Here is a 15,597-nt window from a genome sequence, read left to right on the forward strand (position 1 = left end):
AAATTAATTATAAATTTTTTAATTCAGTATATTTAAGTTGCATTTAATTTATTCACACTAATGCTTTGTGTAAGCCAATTATATTAATGGAGCGACTCTATATTTTTCACATAGGCAGGATGCCGAAGTGCAACCTTAATGTTCTTGCACGGTTTGTTTAGATACGGAGTGCCTGTGGTGAAAAATATATGACAGTAAGTGGAGGCAGGACGCTGTAACGAACGACAAGCGAAATTAATATAATTGGCTGGAACGGAAAAGTCTAATATTTAAGTGCTACTTATATAGTAAAACAGACTCATAATTGATTTAAAAAACTGATAAATCATTTACTCTAAACCATGTAGTAATAGTTCTTCTAATTGATTTAATGCCTCTTCTTCATCCTGTCCCTCAACCTGAAGTGTAAATCTGGCACCGCAGGGAATACCCAGGGTCATTATACGCATAATACTTTTCCCATTATATGTTTTCCCTTGATAAGAAATTTTAATATCTGAAGAAAATGTATTGGCCAGTTTTGCAAAGCGGGCAGCAGGGCGGGCATGTAATCCTGTTTCATTCTTTAAAGTAATTTCTTTTTCAAGCATGATATCAATCCCTTTCTATCTTCCTCATATCACGTACAGCTTCAGCAGCAGCCAGTACACTCTCAAGATCAGCTCCGGCAGAAGCCTCAATAGCAGCCATAACTGCCCCTTCCAGAATAGGTGCATCGGCAACCCTGATGTTCCGGGCTTTTTCGGCTGACATGCCCTCTACAAGCATCTCCACACTCATAACTGCACTCCCTAGATCGGCAATAATAACTACTCCCTCGCTGGAATAAACCCCTTCTACAGCCTCTAATATTTTATCAGGGTCTGTACCAATACCACCTTCTTTGTTACCACCACAAGCAGAAAGCTTTAAATCTAAAACATCTGCCATCTGCAAGGCTATATCTTTAATACCATCTGCTGCCTGACTACTATGTGATACAATTACAATACCTACCATTTTTATGCCACACCCTTCAATACAGCCGCAAATTCTTTAATCATTAGATAGCAGGAGACTGCCCCAGGGTCGAGATGTCCCTTACTACGTTCTTTCAAAAAACTGGCCCTACCCTTTTTAGCAAGCAAAGGCTTTGTCGCCTCCATTGATTCTTTAGCAATACTTACTATTTCTTCTAATATCTCATTATCTGTTTTTTCATCTAAGCTAGATTTAAAATAATCAACTACTGGTGTCAAAGTATCTACGATTGTTTTATCACCTGGTTTTGCCTTACCCCTCTTCACTAATCCCTCCAGGGCAGCCCTGAAAAGATTCTTTATATCAGTTAGATCAAGTTCCTTTTCCCCTGTAACCTCTCTACCGGCATACATAAAAGCGGTACCATAGAGTGGACCTGAGGCACCACCTACGGTAGAAACAAGGGTCATTCCAATCGTTTTTAAGATAGTGCCTATACATTTATCTTCAACTTCAGGTAATTTCTCTACTACTGCTTTAAATCCTCTGTTCATATTTATACCGTGGTCAGCATCACCTATCGCTGAATCCAGTTCTGTTAAGTATTCCTTATTTTTTTCCATGGTGGAAGCTATATTTTTTATAATATTAATAACTTGTTCTTTATTACAATTAATCATCTTTTTTCCCTCCCTGTTTCAAAACAAGGGTATCAGCCGGTTCATCCAGTAATTCTTTTAGTTCATCATCCAGTTTAAGCATAGAGACTGAAGCCCCAGCCATTTCCAGGGAGGTCATATATTCATCAACATATGTTTTATATACCTTAATGCCCCTCTTTCGGCACAAATCCTGAACAGATTTATTTAAAATATAAAGCTCCATTAGCGGAGTAGACCCCAGGCCATTAATTAAGAGAGCTACTTCATCACCAGATTTAAAAGGCAGGTCTTCAACAATACTATCTACCAGATTTTCAGCAATCTCTGCTGCTGATTTAATTTTTATTTTTTCCACACCAGGTTCACCATGTATCCCCAGGCCCACTTCCATCTCATCTTCAGCTATTTCAAAGGTTGGTTTCCCTACAGAAGGCACAGTACATGAAGTTAGAGCCATCCCTTTGGAACGAAGGTTATTGATAGCCTTCTGGGCGACCCTTTTAACTTCACTTAAGGAAGCCCCTCTTTCTGCCATAGCACCTGCAATCTTATGAACAAAAATTGTTCCGGCAATACCCCTTCTTCCTGTAGTATAGGTACTATCCTCAACAGCTACATCATCATTTATAATAACCTGCTCGACCTCTATTCCATCCATTTCAGCCATCTCACTGGCCATTTCAAAATTCATAACATCACCTGAATAGTTTTTGACAATTAAAAGTGACCCTTTCCCTGTATCAACAGCCTTAATCGCCTCCAGAATCTGGTCTGGTGTTGGTGAAGTAAAAACCTCACCTGAAACCGCAGCATCCAGCATACCATAACCGATAAACCCCCCATGGGCAGGTTCATGGCCACTGCCACCACCACTAATAAGAGTAACCTTATCTTTCTTCTTACTCTCTTTCCTGATTAGGACATTAAAACCATTAACCCTTACTATCTCCGGATGAGCCATTACCATACCAGTCAACATCTCATCAACAACCTGTTCCGGGTCATTAATAATCTTCTTCACATTCTCAACCCCCTTTACCATATATATATTGTAACACAAAGATAAGCGCTGAACAAAATGGCTTCGCCACCCAGACTTAATCAAAACATCAACTTTCTTAAGTCAACTATTTATTACCCATAGTTAATCAGCAAACTATTAACCAGACAAATATATTTGTTGGACGACTCTAGAAATTATCCGCAGGCAGGACGCCGAAGGAGAATTTCTCGACAGTAAGCGTAGGTAGGACACCGCAGCGCAACCTTAATTTTCTTGTATGCTCTGCTTAGATGCGGAGTGCCTGCGGTACACGACAAGGGAAACAAATATATTTGTCGGTCTTCAAAGCTATCCTATCCCCCGATAGAAATCCTGTTCTCCTTATATTCCTTCCTGGCAGTTTCAGCCCTCTCTTCCATAATATCTATAATAACCGAGTCCATATTTTTCATGCCTATACAGTTAACTCTTCCCATATTATTCACAGTTACTTCTATAGATGCATCTATTACACCCTGGGCAGAGTCAATACCCTTGTCATCCAGGGCAAATAGGGCCGAGAGATAAGCCTCAAATGCAGCCGTTCCTACCTTAAGTGCACAGCTTTCCTTGGCACCATCACAGACCATACCTGCTGTATTAGCTAACAAAGTCTTTACTGCCAGCACAGCCTGTTCATAATTACCCTCCAATATATATGTCAACCCGGCAGCAGCACCTGAACCAGCAGCTACAGCACAGCCGCATACTGGTGAAAGCCTACCTATCTTGCTTTTTACATAACTAGTAGTAAGATGGCTGATTGCTATGGCCCTGGCAATCTCTTCATCTGTTCTTCCCTTTTTTCTCCCTACAATTGCCAGGGGGATAATAGCTGTAATCCCATGATTGCCACTACCAGCACTACTCATTACTGGTAAAAAGGCTCCACCCATCCTGGCATCAGATGCTGCAAAACTATAACTCTTTATTAAGTAACCAAGCTCTTGCTCAAGTTTATTTTCTTTCATAATTTTCTTTAATGCCTTACCAAACCCGGCACCAGCTGCTGTATCATCACGCAAACCATACTCAGCCATCTTTAAATTCATCTTAACACCATTCATAATATAAGCTACATCATCTTGATCAATATCATCTACTAAAGAAAGGACTTCTCTATAACTTAATTTGCCTATCATATCCTGGATTGATTCTTTCTTATCTTTAGTGTTAGGGAAATCTTTCTTTTCAAATATCGTTTTCCCATTCTTAGAGACAATAGTAATATTAGAATGGTCACCTTCAATAATGCAAATAGTAGCCTGCTTTTTTACAAATACTGCTGCATGAATATACACCCCACTCTTTTCCGGGTGGCAGATAATTGATACCCTCTTATCTTTAATCCATTTTTTAGCCTCTAGCACATCCTCTTTTTGACAATCACGCAGTACCTCTAATCCATAACTGGCCTTGCCGCAGATAAGCCCGAGGACAGCAGCTATTGCATTCCCGCGGGCCCCATCTGTCCCAGGTATACCTACATCCATGCCATTTTTATAAACACTATCACTAACTTCAACTTCTATATAATCTATTTCTTCTTTTACTTTAATCTCCTGGCAGGCCCTTGCAACAGCAAGAGCCACAGCACCAGGTTCAGTACAGCCGAGGGCAGGTTTAACTTCTTTTTCTAAGAATTCTTTTAATGTAAACATAGGTATCCTTCCTTATTTAAAGTTTTTCAGGAATGTTAGCTTATTAAACTATTTCTTGGTAATTACTATTTTACAGACATCACCACCGGAGGCAATTGTCTCCTGGAGGTCAAATTCAAAATTATCATAGGTAGATAATATCCCCCGATCACCATCCATAGCAATATCACAGAGATGGTCAATATCTTCCCCATTATCAGTTAGTTTCATCCAGGCAGCAACCAAGGGACAGTAATTAAATTCAACAACAAATTTATCATCGGTAGATTCAACTATATCCATTTCAAAGATATCTTTAACCTGATCATTAGCAAACTCAGCAGCAAACTCTTTCAAGTCATCTGTATCAGTAAATTTATTATCACCATGAAAACAACCACATTTAAAAATAGCCTTTCTAGCAAAATCATCCCAGTCCAGCCCTTTTTTGCGAGCCTCATCAAGCAGGAAATAGAACCAGGTCGCCCTATGTTCAAACGCACCCCTTAGATCATTAATGTGTTCTTCATTTAACTTAGCATTGTTTTTAATAGTCATTAGTAATTCCTCCCTTTATATTTTTAAATAGTTTATCAATCAATACCTAAATAAGCACTGGCAACCTGTGGGTCATCAATTAAGTCATCAGCCTTGCCAGAGTGAATAATCTTTCCTGTTTCCAGCACATAACCCCTGTCAGCAATTTGTAGAGCCATATTAGCATTCTGTTCAATTAAGAGAATGGTTTTTCCCCATTCCCTGATCTTGATAAATTGCTCAAATATCTGTTCAATTAATATCGGTGCCAGACCCAGTGATGGTTCATCTAACATAATAAGATCAGGGTTTAACATCAGTCCCCTCCCAATAGCAAGCATTTGCTGTTCCCCACCACTAAGGGTGCCACCATTCTGTTTCCTTCGTTCCTTTAGTCTGGGAAAGAGGTCATATACCTGAATTAAATTCTCTTTTACCCTATCTTCTATTTCCTTGGTATTACCAAAATCACCCATTTTCAGATTCTCTTCAACAGTCATATAGGGAAAAATGTGACGCCCTTCCGGGACATGACACATACCCATCTGGACAATTTCACTCGCTTCACAATCCGTAATATCATTTCCTTTAAAGACAACTCTACCACCACTCTTAGAGACCAGATTAGAAATACTCCTTAAGGTACTGGTCTTACCTGCACCATTTGACCCTATCAAGGTAACAATCTCCTTTTCTTTTATCTGAAAACTTATACCCTGAACAGCAGCAATATTACCATAATTAACATATAAATCCTCAACTTTAAGCAACTTTTTTTCACCTCTCTTCACTGCTTAATGAACTGAGCCTTTACCAAGATAGGCCTCAACCACCTCTTGATTACATTGAACATCTTTTGGTGTACCATGGCATATCTTTCTACCGTTATTTAAAACAGCTATCCTATCACAGACATTCATAATAAATTTCATATCATGTTCAATAACAACAATGGTTAATCCTGTATTATTTATCTGCTTAATAAGCTCCATCAAACTGGCAGTCTCAGCCGGGTTCATACCAGCTGCCGGTTCATCTAATAAGAGGATATCTGGTCCAACCGCCAGAGCCCTGGCTATCTCCAATTTGCGCTGGTTGCCATAGGGCAGATTTGAAGCAAAATCAGCAGCATATTTCTCTAAACCAACCCTTTTTAATACCTCCATACCTTCATCAACAGTAAGCTGTTCATCTTTTTTAAACTGACCAGTATTAAAAATAGCATCCCATAATTTTGTCTTTGTCTGAGTATGAAAACCAATTTTAACATTATCAAGTACAGTCATATATTTAAACAATTTAATATTTTGAAATGTTCTAGCCATACCCAGTTTGGCAACCTGTGATGGCGAAGCCTCTGTAATACTCTCACCCTTAAAGAAAATATCCCCGGCAGTAAGGGTATATAAACCTGTTAAGCAATTAAAAAAGGTTGTTTTTCCGGCTCCATTGGGTCCAATAATACCAAATATTTCTCCCTTTTCTACCTGTATATCAACTCCATCAACAGCCTTTAACCCTCCGAAATGCTTACTTACTTTTTTAGTCTCAAGAAGTGGAGACATTACTGTCACCCCCCTTATTCTTAGTCACCTTTTTCTTAGTAGACCTTCCTAATTTTTGTGATAACATTTTACTACCGGCAATACCCTGGGGTCTTACCAGCATTGTAATCACAATTGCCGCACCAAAAATAACCAGACGGTATTCAGCAATAGACCTTACCAGTTCTGGTAGGATGGTCAGAAAGGTTGCTCCGATAACAGGACCCAGCAGTGTACCCTGTCCACCAACTATGACCATACCAAGTATGGAAAAACCCTCATCGAGAATAAAGCTATCGGCACTTACATAACTAGTAAAGAAGGCATAAAAACAACCTGCTACACCTGCCCAAAAAGTCCCATAAGCAAAGTTTAATAACTTATATTTAAAAGTTTCTACACCCATAGACCTTGCTGCCAGTTCATCTTCTCTGATAGCAATCCAGGCCCTCCCAATACGGGAATTTAATATCCGCTTAGTAATAAACAACATTAATAACACAATAAAGAGTATAATATAGTAAAATTGTGTATTATTTGTTATTTGATAACTAAACAATTTAGGAAAAGGTATACCTGGGATACCCATTGGTCCACGGGTTAATGAGGTCCAGTTTAAAACGGTTAACCTGATAATCTCTGAAAAACCAAGGGTTGTTATGGCCAAAAAGATACCCTTTAACCTCAAGGTCGGCAGACCGAGAAACATACTAAATAAGGCAGCCGCTAAACCACTTAATGGTAACAACAACCAGAGACTCAAACCAAAGCGGGTAGCCAGGATAGCTGCTGTATAAGCACCTACACAGTAAAACCCTGCATGACCAATATTAAACTGCCCAGAATAACCATTTATTACATTAAGACTACTGGCCAGCAGAATATAGATTAAGACATTGACCAGCACCCGCATATAATACGAATTATTCACAAACAGGGGGAGGATCAGCGCTAAAACAACCAGAGTTATTAACAAAATCTTCTTATTTTTTTGAATAAATTCTCTCATACCTATTTCCCCGCCTCCTTCCGGCCCATAATTCCTGAAGGTCTAATTAATAATATAGCAATAATAATTACAAAGGCTATAATATCACGGAAACCAGAATGGAGATAACCTACACCCAGATTTTCAGCTATACCTAATACAATACCACCTATAGCAGCACCTGGTATACTTGTCAAACCACCAAAAACAGTTGAAGCAAAAGCCTTCATTGAAGCACTGGCCCCCATTACTGGATGGACAGAATTATAGTAAATACCCAGTAAAACACCAGATACCCCACCAAGGGCACAGCCCAATGAATAACCTGTCCTGATAGTCTTACTGACATTTACACCAACCAGAGCGGCAGCATCTTTATCCATTGAGACTGCCCGCAAAGACAAACCTGTCCTGGTACGATATAAAAACTGCTGCAGGGCCAGACTCAAACCAATAACTATTACAGCAATAATAATCTGGATATATGTTATTCTAATATCTCCGATAACAAAATACTTACCTTCAAAGATACTGGGAATTACCCTTTGCTGTGTCCCTAGGATCACCTGTGTCAAACTCCTTAGGAAAATGGATAAACCTATTGTCATAATTAAAGGTATCTCCCTAGGGGCATCTTTGAAGGGCCGATAGGCCAGGCTATCAACAACCATTCCCAAAATCCAGGTTACTATAAAGCCAACTATTAAAGCAAACAAAAGATTAGTACCTAAAAAACTTATCATAAAAAAACCTGTAAAGGCACCCAGCATAATCACTTCACCATGTACAAAACTAACCAGGCCCACAACACCATATATTACAGAAAAACCTATGGCCATCAAGGCATAAATCATTCCCTGGGTAAGCCCATTAATAAGCTGTTGTAAGAAAAACATAGTTTCCCTCCAATCCTTCTTTATAAGAGGCCGCCTTAACAGGGCAGCCCCTTACCTTATACTGCAATTATTTAGTATAATCCTCTTTAATGACCCATTCGTTATCTTCTACTACCATTATTTTATATTTGCGTACAATGTCACCCTGTTCTGTAAAGACCAATTTACCAGTAACACCAACAAAGTCCTGAGTATTAGCCAGTTCATCACGGATTGCTGCCCTGTCAAAACCAGCCCGTTCAATAGCCTCAGCCAGCATTAGTGTTGCATCATAAGCACAGGCTGCATGTAAGTTAGGTTCACGGTCAGCCCTTTCCTTAAATTCTGCTATAAAGGCCTGTACCTTGGGAGTGGGGTCATTAAGAGCAAAGAAAGTATTGGTTGCCAGACCCTCAGCTGAACCCCCTGCCAGGTCTATGAAATTATCTGAAAAAACAGAACTTGGCGCTAACATTTCAACATCCCAACCCAGATTATCAATCTGACGGGTTATCAATGATGCCTCATTATACATAGCGGCAATATAAATACCATCAGGATTAGTTTCACGTATTTTGGTCAGCACTGCATTATAGTCCCTTTCACCCTCAAAGAACGGCTGAGAAGTAGTTACTTCCAGTCCCTTCTCTTTAGCTGATTCAACAAAACGATCCTTAGTTACTACACCCCAGTCATTATTGATATAAATAACGGCCACAGAATCAAGACCCATATATTCCTGGGCAATATACTCGACATTAAAAGGACCTTCAGCATCCTGGGTGCCTACTATACCAAACATATAATGACCTGCTGGTGCGTAATCAGGATGAGAAGCAGTAGGTGACAGCTGTACCATACCATTTCTTTCATAGATCGGTGCAGAAGCCAGACAGGCTGTACTTGTAAAGTCACCAATCTCGGCAACTATTTCTTTGTTTTCTACAAACCTCTGGGCAATAGTTGCAGCCTCCCGGGGGTCTCCCTTGCTATCCATAATAACAAGTTCCACTTTACGTCCCCTGATACCGCCTTCAGCATTAATCTTTTCAACAGCCATCTGGGCTGAGTAACGGAAGTTTTCTCCATATTCCGCATAATTCCCTGTAATAGGGGCTGATAGACCTATCTTTACAACATCCTCAGCAGAAACAGTTAGTCCAAGACTTAAAACCATAATACCTGCCAGAACTATTAATAACAATCTTTTCATTTTACTCCTCCTTTTTAGTATTGAATACTGCCTGTATCCTTAGTATCATCCAATGAAAACAAGCCTTCATCTCTCTGCCAGAAATATACTACTATCATGCTCACTCCTTTCTATTTGTTATATACATGTCAGATTTACGCTAATTATATTATAAATATTGCTGATTTGTCAAGTTATATTGAATATTTTAACCTTTATCTTGACTAATATTAAATTTACAGGGTATAAAATAACATAAAGCTAACATATATATTATCCGACTTTTTGAGATGAACTATGATATATAGTAAACCCAACCCAAATCCACAGTCAGGTTCCTAACATATACTAAATATTAAAATCACTGCCCTGTATGCCAACCCAGAGTCCTCTAGCCACTTTATCTTGTCTATTAATCACCTTATGTTCAAGGTTAGCCCTGTAGACAATAGAATCCCCCTGTTGACAAACAACTGGTTCCTTACCTTCAATACTTACCTCAATCTCACCTTCTAATATATAACCAAACTCTATTCCCCGGTGTGAAGTAAATTCCCTGTTTACAGTATTTGGTCTAAGGGTAATCAAAACAGGTTCAATTGAACAATCGATACTCTTGGGAAGTAAAAATCTCAAACTTGTATCACTATCATTAGTAACCTCTATTTGATTGTCTTTGATAAGATGTATAAAATCCTGCTCTTCATCAACAGCAAAAAGGTCTGCAATATGGATTGAAAAAAAGGTAGTTAGCTTATCAAGCACCTTAAGAGATGGAATGGTTTTACCATTTTCTAACAAACTCAAAAAAGATGAGGATAGGCCTGTTTCTTCAGCCAATTCATTTAAACTCAATCCATATTTGATCCTTTCTTTCCGTAATCTCTTACCTACATATTTGTATTTCTCATTCACTTCAAATGCCCCCCTGAATTCCAATGCCTTATTTTTTCTTCTTACTCTATCTTCTCGCAAAGGACATTAATTTCCTCTTAATTTTATATTTACAAAAAATTCAAAAATATATGTTCTTTAGTATTACTTAATATATTACTATTATAATTTACTAATATATAAAATGTCAAGGGTATTTTTATATTAGTAAAATTTTTTCGACAATTTTTTATGTATAAATTTTTGCCAATATATAATACCTGTATATTTTTTAGCATAAAGAAGATTATAAATAAATAACAGCAGTTAATAGAAAGGATTATTATTATGTCATTTACCCCTTCTTATGTTATTTTTAGAGAAAATGCCCTTGAATATCCCCTGGGGAATCAACTATATAAGCTTTTTACTAAAGAAAAAGGCATAAAAGTACATAAGGTCTCCTCCAAAGGCCCTTTTCCCTTTGATAATGATATTTCCTTTCGTAAAAAATTCGCCCGGGCCAAGAGAACTATTGTTGTATCTGTTCGTTCTTTAAATAAATTCCAATCCTGTAAACCCTCTGCCCATTATCAATTACCACTGGTTACAGGCTGTCCTGCCCACTGTCATTATTGTTATCTCTCTACCAATCTGGGCAAAAACCCCTATATTAAAGTCTATGTTAATCTTGAAGATATCCTGGCCAGGGCAGAAAAATATATAGTAGATAGAAAACCAAAAACCACAATTTTTGAAGGTGCAGCTACTTCTGATCCCCTACCTGTAGAAAAGTGGACAGGTTCACTGGCCAGCACTATCAAATATTTTGCAGATAAAAAGCTGGGAAAATTCCGTTTTGTAACCAAATTTACTGAAGTAGAACCCTTACTGGGTATTGACCATCAGAAAAAAACTGAATTTCGCTTTTCTATAAATAGCAAATATGCCGTTGAAAAATTTGAACCAACAACCCCAACTCCCCTAGAAAGAATAAAGGCAGCAAGCAAGGTTTATCAAGCAGACTATCCCCTGGGGTTCTTAATCGCCCCTATCTTTATTTATAAGAACTGGGAAAATGAATACAGTGAATTAATAAAAAATTTAAGGGATAATCTTAATTCAGACGGTAAAGGTATTTCCTTTGAACTGATCACCCATAGATTTACAGAAAGGGCTAAAAAAATTATTGAAGAGATTTACCCGGAGACCAAACTACCCATGAATGAGGAAGTCAGACAGTTTAAATATGGGCAATTTGGCTATGGAAAATATATCTACCCAAAAGAAAAAATGAAAGAAATCGAGGACTTTATGAAAGGTATAATCAGCAAGGCTTTTCCAGAGGCAGAAATCAAATATTTTGTTTAAGTAAACACCTGCCTCTGAACTATAGCAGTTAAATCTTTACTATTTATTATAATTGTCATTCAAGAAAAATACTGACAGTGTTCCTGGACCGGCATGTGCACCAATAGCAGCACTGATCATATTTATAATTATCCTTTTTGGTTTAAATCTTTCCCTGATCATATCAGCTAATTTTTCAGCAGCCTCCAGATCATCACCATGACTAATTGCTATCTCCTGTCCCGAGATATCCATACCCCGTTCTTCCATTAACCCCAGGATGCGTTTAAAAACACGTTTCCTGCCCTTCTTTTTTTCTATAGGGATAAGACGTCCTTCCTCTACATCCAGAATTGGTTTTATATTTAACACCCCTCCAATAAAAGCAGAGGCCTTACTAACCCTCCCTCCGCGGTATAGATACTCAAGGTCATCAACAGTAAAAATATGTTCCATATGATCTGCATAAAACCTTGCTGCCTCTATTACCTCTTCTCTACTGACACCATCTTCAATTAGTTGTGCAGTCTTATATACTACCATCCCCTCGCCTAAAGAAGCGCATTTAGTATCAATTATTTCTATCTCAAAATCAGGGAAATCCTCTCTAACTTGAGCACTGGCTATTACGGCTGCCTGACAAGTACCGGAGAGTTCAGAAGAAAAAGCAAGATAAAGACAGCTCTGCTTTTCTTGAGCATATTTAGTGAACAAGTCCTTGAACTGTCCAACTGAGACCTGTGCTGTCTTATACACCCTACCCTCTCTCATCCCGTGAAATAGCTCAACAGGTTTAATCGTCTCCCCATCCCTGTAAACCTTATCATCCAGATTAACTGTTAATGGCTCAACTACTATATCAAACTGATTTATTATATTTTCCGGCAGATCAGCTGCACTATCTGTTACCAATTGTAAACCCATTTCTTTAATCCCCCTAAGTAAATAATTTTGAATAGCTTATCAGAATATAAAGAACATTAATCGTCTTATAATATTAACTTCTGCTCCTAATATTAATATATCTCTTTTTTAACAATTTTTCAACTAATTCTCCTCTTGCTGGATCATTGCCTCTATTAATACATCTACTACCTCAGGTCTGGTAATTTCTACTGGCGGACGTTCTCCCTGGCGTAGTAACTCCCTTACCCTGGTACCACTCAAACTAATCTGATAGGACTTATCATGGGGACATGTCTTAGCAGTGGCCATCCCCTGACATTTTGTGCAATAAAAAGAATACTCAAATTTCAAAGGGGTAATACCTATTTCTTCCTCAGCAAACTCATCAAAAATTAATTGAGCATCATATGTACCATAATAATTACCTACACCAGCATGGTCACGTCCGACAATAAAATGACTGCAACCATAGTTTTTACGGCATAGAGCGTGAAACACAGCCTCCCTGGGACCAGCATAGCGCATAGCAACTGGAAAAACCGTTAAATAGACCCTACTGGAAGGATAAATCTTATCTATCACAACCTCATAACTTTTAATCCTGTATTTGGCTGGTATATCACTGCTTTTTGTCTCGCCTACCAGTGGTGACAAAAATAAACCATCAGTAATTTCTAAGGCACATTTCTGAAGGTATTCATGTGCCCGATGAATGGGATTGCGGGTCTGAAAAGCAGCTACCTGTTTCCATCCCCTTTTACGAAATTCCCGACGAACATCTATAGGATCATGACGATAACTGGTAAAAGGTAAATCTGTTAAACGGTTGACCAGTATAAGCTCTCCTCCAAGCAGAACCTCTCCCCTTCGGTCCAGTGCAGCAACACCAGGGTGATTTCTATCCCTTGTCCGATAAACATATTCAGCCTCTTTCTCCTTATCAGGTATAAACTTATCTTCCAGTTTCAGTATCCCATACACCTTACCAGCTTGATTAGCCAAAGCAATCTTGCTTCCTATTTTTAATGCAGCAGCTTTATTTTTTGAAACCCCCAGTACAATCGGCAGCGGCCAGACCGTACCATTAGACAGACGCATCTCTTCAACAACCCCATTATATTCCTCTTCATTCATAAATCCCTCTAATGGACTATAAAGCCCAACCCCAATATTCTCAAGTTCCATTAAATCCCGCCTGCTGAGCTTAAGTAGTGGCATTTCCTTTAAGTACTCCAGTATATTTTCCCTTTTAGCCCCAGATACTTCTTTATTAACAAGCCTTCCACCATGTGGCTTTATCATAAAACCCCTCCAAAATATTACCTTATATTTTTAATACTACTTAATATATTATGGTTAAAATAATATTTTGTGAAGGGTTTTAATCTAAATAAAGCAGGGCGATCACTCTCATGACTGCCCCTCATCAAATCACACATACCCTACTAAAGAATATGGCTTACCAACGTATTTAGTTTAAAATTTTCTGGTTAGTATCACTATATGTGTTGTAAAATCATCTTAAAGAAAGCACCCATGCGGCGCAATAAAAAACAACATCCTATCATGATTAATAGAATGTTGTTTTACATTTTATCCTCCTATCTGCCCATCAAGATTTCTACTACTTCCTTCAATGTAGAGATTGTCCCCACATTTCCAGGAAAAATAACATACGGCATGATAGAAAATTTACTTTCAGCATCTGTTTGCCATACAGGAATACCCGCTTTAATCTGTCCCATTACAGTGGCCTTTTTTACTCCAAGTGCCTTTGTACCAATTTCACTTGAAGTTATTCCACCCTTTGCTACAATAAAATTCGGCCGAACTTTGAGCTTTTGCACAATACTGGTTACCGCATCGGAAATTTTAACTGAAATTTTTAATTCCTCTTCCTTATCTTCCGTATTTAAGTCAAATCTTTCTCTTCTTGTATAAACTACTACTGTCTTTCCTGCTTTTATATACTTTTCACAAGCAGCTACCACATGATCCACTTCCTTCTTAAGTTCCACCAGATCCAGCACAAGGTGTTGATTAAACTCTATGAACTTTACATTCTGACATGCTCTTAATGCTTCCAGCTGCTCCGACGTCTTTTTGACATGGGAACCCACAACAATAATCCCACCATTTTTATTATCATTTACAAGTTCTTTTCTTGTCAAAAGTTTTTTGTTAGCAACATTTCCAAGCACTTTAGTGATAGATGCCGCACTTCTTACCATAAATCTTTTCCCATCTAAAACAGCTGCAACAAATGCCAATGCAAAAATTTTAATGTCAATATAATCCACTGCATTGACAACAACTTTATTAAAATCTCGAATATTTATCAAATCTTCTTTAATCTTATCAATATTTACATTTCTCAGGTCTTCAAGAGATACATAAGTTACGTCTTCTTCTCTAAATTCTCCTTCGGACTTTTCTTCGATCCATTTTCCCAAATGAGAGGCTTTATAACCAAATGTCTTATCTTTGGCAAATTCTGTTTCTCCTGCCGGCACTAGTCGGTCATCATACCGTACATAATGAACATTGCCAATCGTAAATCTACTACCCTCTTTAAAAAAAGGACATATAATTTCTCCATCAAACCTATTCTCGGAATTGCTTTCGATACTCTTTCTCAAAACAGCTGTTTCTAACGGGTAATGTCCTCTTAACGTAGAGTCACCCCGGCTGATAAGAATATAATCCTTACCTGTCTCTTTTGAAACTTCTTGAATATTATCGGCAATCTCTTCATGTAATTTCTTCGATTCTTCAGCCGTAAAAGCCCTGGAATTGGTTAATATGAAAAACATACTGTTTTTTTCTGCAAAGCCATCTTCTATACTCTTTCTGCTCCAATCCGTATACACCGAAATATCATGTACAGTCTGCACACCAGTAGGATCATCGTCAAGTACGATTATTTTTTTTCCCAATTTTCCTAAAGCTTCATCTAACTGCTGCGTAATTTTATCTTCATCCACCTCTTTGAAAGAAAACAATAATTTAGAATCCAATTCACTCACAA

At 38.1% G+C, this 15,597-nt stretch carries 16 protein-coding genes; 1 reads left to right on the top strand and 15 read right to left on the bottom strand.

Features of this window, described 5'->3' with window-relative positions:
* Positions 1-329: 329 nt before the first annotated feature.
* The 12 genes from D7D81_RS01170 to D7D81_RS01225 form a co-directional block, all read right to left on the bottom strand.
* Positions 330-590: an HPr family phosphocarrier protein gene (locus D7D81_RS01170; protein ID WP_125986518.1), complete on the bottom strand. Its 261-nt coding sequence runs from the start codon at positions 588-590 to the stop codon at positions 330-332.
* A gap of 4 nt (positions 591-594) precedes the next feature.
* On the bottom strand, positions 595-999 hold the full coding sequence (gene dhaM, locus D7D81_RS01175; RefSeq protein WP_125986520.1) for a dihydroxyacetone kinase phosphoryl donor subunit DhaM: 405 nt from the start codon (positions 997-999) through the stop codon (positions 595-597).
* A 2-nt stretch (positions 1,000-1,001) separates the two neighbouring features.
* Positions 1,002-1,637 (bottom strand): dihydroxyacetone kinase subunit DhaL, encoded by a 636-nt coding sequence (gene dhaL / locus D7D81_RS01180; protein WP_407929683.1) that lies wholly within the window; start codon positions 1,635-1,637, stop codon positions 1,002-1,004.
* Positions 1,633-2,643 (bottom strand): dihydroxyacetone kinase subunit DhaK, encoded by a 1,011-nt coding sequence (dhaK, locus tag D7D81_RS01185; RefSeq protein ID WP_125986524.1) that lies wholly within the window; start codon positions 2,641-2,643, stop codon positions 1,633-1,635. Before dhaK ends, dhaL begins: the two co-directional genes overlap by 5 nt.
* Positions 2,644-2,978: 335 nt before the next feature.
* A complete protein-coding gene (locus D7D81_RS01190) occupies positions 2,979-4,325 on the bottom strand; it encodes an L-cysteine desulfidase family protein (protein WP_125986526.1) in 1,347 nt (448 codons plus the stop codon).
* 48 nt (positions 4,326-4,373) lie between these two features.
* Positions 4,374-4,862 carry an L-2-amino-thiazoline-4-carboxylic acid hydrolase gene (locus D7D81_RS01195; protein WP_125986528.1) on the bottom strand — a complete coding sequence of 163 codons (489 nt, stop codon included), beginning with the start codon at positions 4,860-4,862 and terminating at the stop codon, positions 4,374-4,376.
* A 35-nt stretch (positions 4,863-4,897) separates the two neighbouring features.
* A complete protein-coding gene (locus tag D7D81_RS01200; RefSeq protein WP_125986530.1) occupies positions 4,898-5,611 on the bottom strand; it encodes an ABC transporter ATP-binding protein in 714 nt (237 codons plus the stop codon).
* Positions 5,612-5,635: 24 nt separating this feature from the next.
* The gene (locus D7D81_RS01205; RefSeq protein WP_125986532.1) at positions 5,636-6,406 is read right to left on the bottom strand and encodes an ABC transporter ATP-binding protein; all 771 of its coding nucleotides are present in this window, start codon (positions 6,404-6,406) and stop codon (positions 5,636-5,638) included.
* On the bottom strand, positions 6,390-7,394 hold the full coding sequence (locus D7D81_RS01210; RefSeq protein ID WP_125986534.1) for a branched-chain amino acid ABC transporter permease: 1,005 nt from the start codon (positions 7,392-7,394) through the stop codon (positions 6,390-6,392). Before D7D81_RS01210 ends, D7D81_RS01205 begins: the two co-directional genes overlap by 17 nt.
* 2 nt (positions 7,395-7,396) lie before the next feature.
* On the bottom strand, positions 7,397-8,269 hold the full coding sequence (locus tag D7D81_RS01215) for a branched-chain amino acid ABC transporter permease (RefSeq protein WP_125986536.1): 873 nt from the start codon (positions 8,267-8,269) through the stop codon (positions 7,397-7,399).
* A 67-nt stretch (positions 8,270-8,336) separates the two neighbouring features.
* Positions 8,337-9,461 carry an ABC transporter substrate-binding protein gene (locus D7D81_RS01220; protein ID WP_125986538.1) on the bottom strand — a complete coding sequence of 375 codons (1,125 nt, stop codon included), beginning with the start codon at positions 9,459-9,461 and terminating at the stop codon, positions 8,337-8,339.
* Positions 9,462-9,788: 327 nt separating this feature from the next.
* Positions 9,789-10,355 (bottom strand): cupin domain-containing protein, encoded by a 567-nt coding sequence (locus D7D81_RS01225; RefSeq protein WP_164522070.1) that lies wholly within the window; start codon positions 10,353-10,355, stop codon positions 9,789-9,791.
* Positions 10,356-10,661: 306 nt separating this feature from the next.
* Here D7D81_RS01225 and splB point away from each other — a divergent pair, with 306 nt between their 5' ends.
* Complete coding sequence (gene splB, locus D7D81_RS01230; RefSeq protein WP_125986542.1) at positions 10,662-11,684, top strand: spore photoproduct lyase; 1,023 nt, start codon at positions 10,662-10,664, stop codon at positions 11,682-11,684.
* 39 nt (positions 11,685-11,723) lie between these two features.
* Here splB and D7D81_RS01235 read toward each other — a convergent pair whose 3' ends face one another.
* The 3 genes from D7D81_RS01235 to D7D81_RS01245 all read right to left on the bottom strand — a co-directional run bounded on the left by D7D81_RS01235 (position 11,724) and on the right by D7D81_RS01245 (position 15,595).
* A complete protein-coding gene (locus D7D81_RS01235) occupies positions 11,724-12,587 on the bottom strand; it encodes a DegV family protein (protein ID WP_125986544.1) in 864 nt (287 codons plus the stop codon).
* 123 nt (positions 12,588-12,710) lie between these two features.
* The gene (gene sat / locus D7D81_RS01240) at positions 12,711-13,871 is read right to left on the bottom strand and encodes a sulfate adenylyltransferase (protein WP_125986546.1); all 1,161 of its coding nucleotides are present in this window, start codon (positions 13,869-13,871) and stop codon (positions 12,711-12,713) included.
* Between the two features lie 299 nt (positions 13,872-14,170).
* Positions 14,171-15,595 carry a four-carbon acid sugar kinase family protein gene (locus tag D7D81_RS01245; RefSeq protein ID WP_125986548.1) on the bottom strand — a complete coding sequence of 475 codons (1,425 nt, stop codon included), beginning with the start codon at positions 15,593-15,595 and terminating at the stop codon, positions 14,171-14,173.
* Positions 15,596-15,597 lie beyond the last annotated feature (2 nt).

Origin of the sequence: Halocella sp. SP3-1 (assembly GCF_003953885.1) — a bacterium.
GTDB lineage: Bacteria > Bacillota > Halanaerobiia > Halanaerobiales > DTU029 > Iocasia > Iocasia fonsfrigidae.

Bases quoted from the DNA above. Each gene is read 5' to 3' on its own strand.
- D7D81_RS01170 (WP_125986518.1), bottom strand. From the start codon at position 590: ATGCTTGAAAAAGAAATTACTTTAAAGAATGAAACAGGATTACATGCC.
- dhaM (WP_125986520.1), bottom strand. From the start codon at position 999: ATGGTAGGTATTGTAATTGTATCACATAGTAGTCAGGCAGCAGATGGT.
- D7D81_RS01190 (WP_125986526.1), bottom strand. From the start codon at position 4,325: ATGTTTACATTAAAAGAATTCTTAGAAAAAGAAGTTAAACCTGCCCTC.
- D7D81_RS01195 (WP_125986528.1), bottom strand. From the start codon at position 4,862: ATGACTATTAAAAACAATGCTAAGTTAAATGAAGAACACATTAATGAT.
- D7D81_RS01205 (WP_125986532.1), bottom strand. From the start codon at position 6,406: ATGTCTCCACTTCTTGAGACTAAAAAAGTAAGTAAGCATTTCGGAGGG.
- D7D81_RS01210 (WP_125986534.1), bottom strand. From the start codon at position 7,394: ATGAGAGAATTTATTCAAAAAAATAAGAAGATTTTGTTAATAACTCTG.
- D7D81_RS01215 (WP_125986536.1), bottom strand. From the start codon at position 8,269: ATGTTTTTCTTACAACAGCTTATTAATGGGCTTACCCAGGGAATGATT.
- D7D81_RS01220 (WP_125986538.1), bottom strand. From the start codon at position 9,461: ATGAAAAGATTGTTATTAATAGTTCTGGCAGGTATTATGGTTTTAAGT.
- splB (WP_125986542.1), top strand. From the start codon at position 10,662: ATGTCATTTACCCCTTCTTATGTTATTTTTAGAGAAAATGCCCTTGAA.
- D7D81_RS01235 (WP_125986544.1), bottom strand. From the start codon at position 12,587: ATGGGTTTACAATTGGTAACAGATAGTGCAGCTGATCTGCCGGAAAAT.
- sat (WP_125986546.1), bottom strand. From the start codon at position 13,871: ATGATAAAGCCACATGGTGGAAGGCTTGTTAATAAAGAAGTATCTGGG.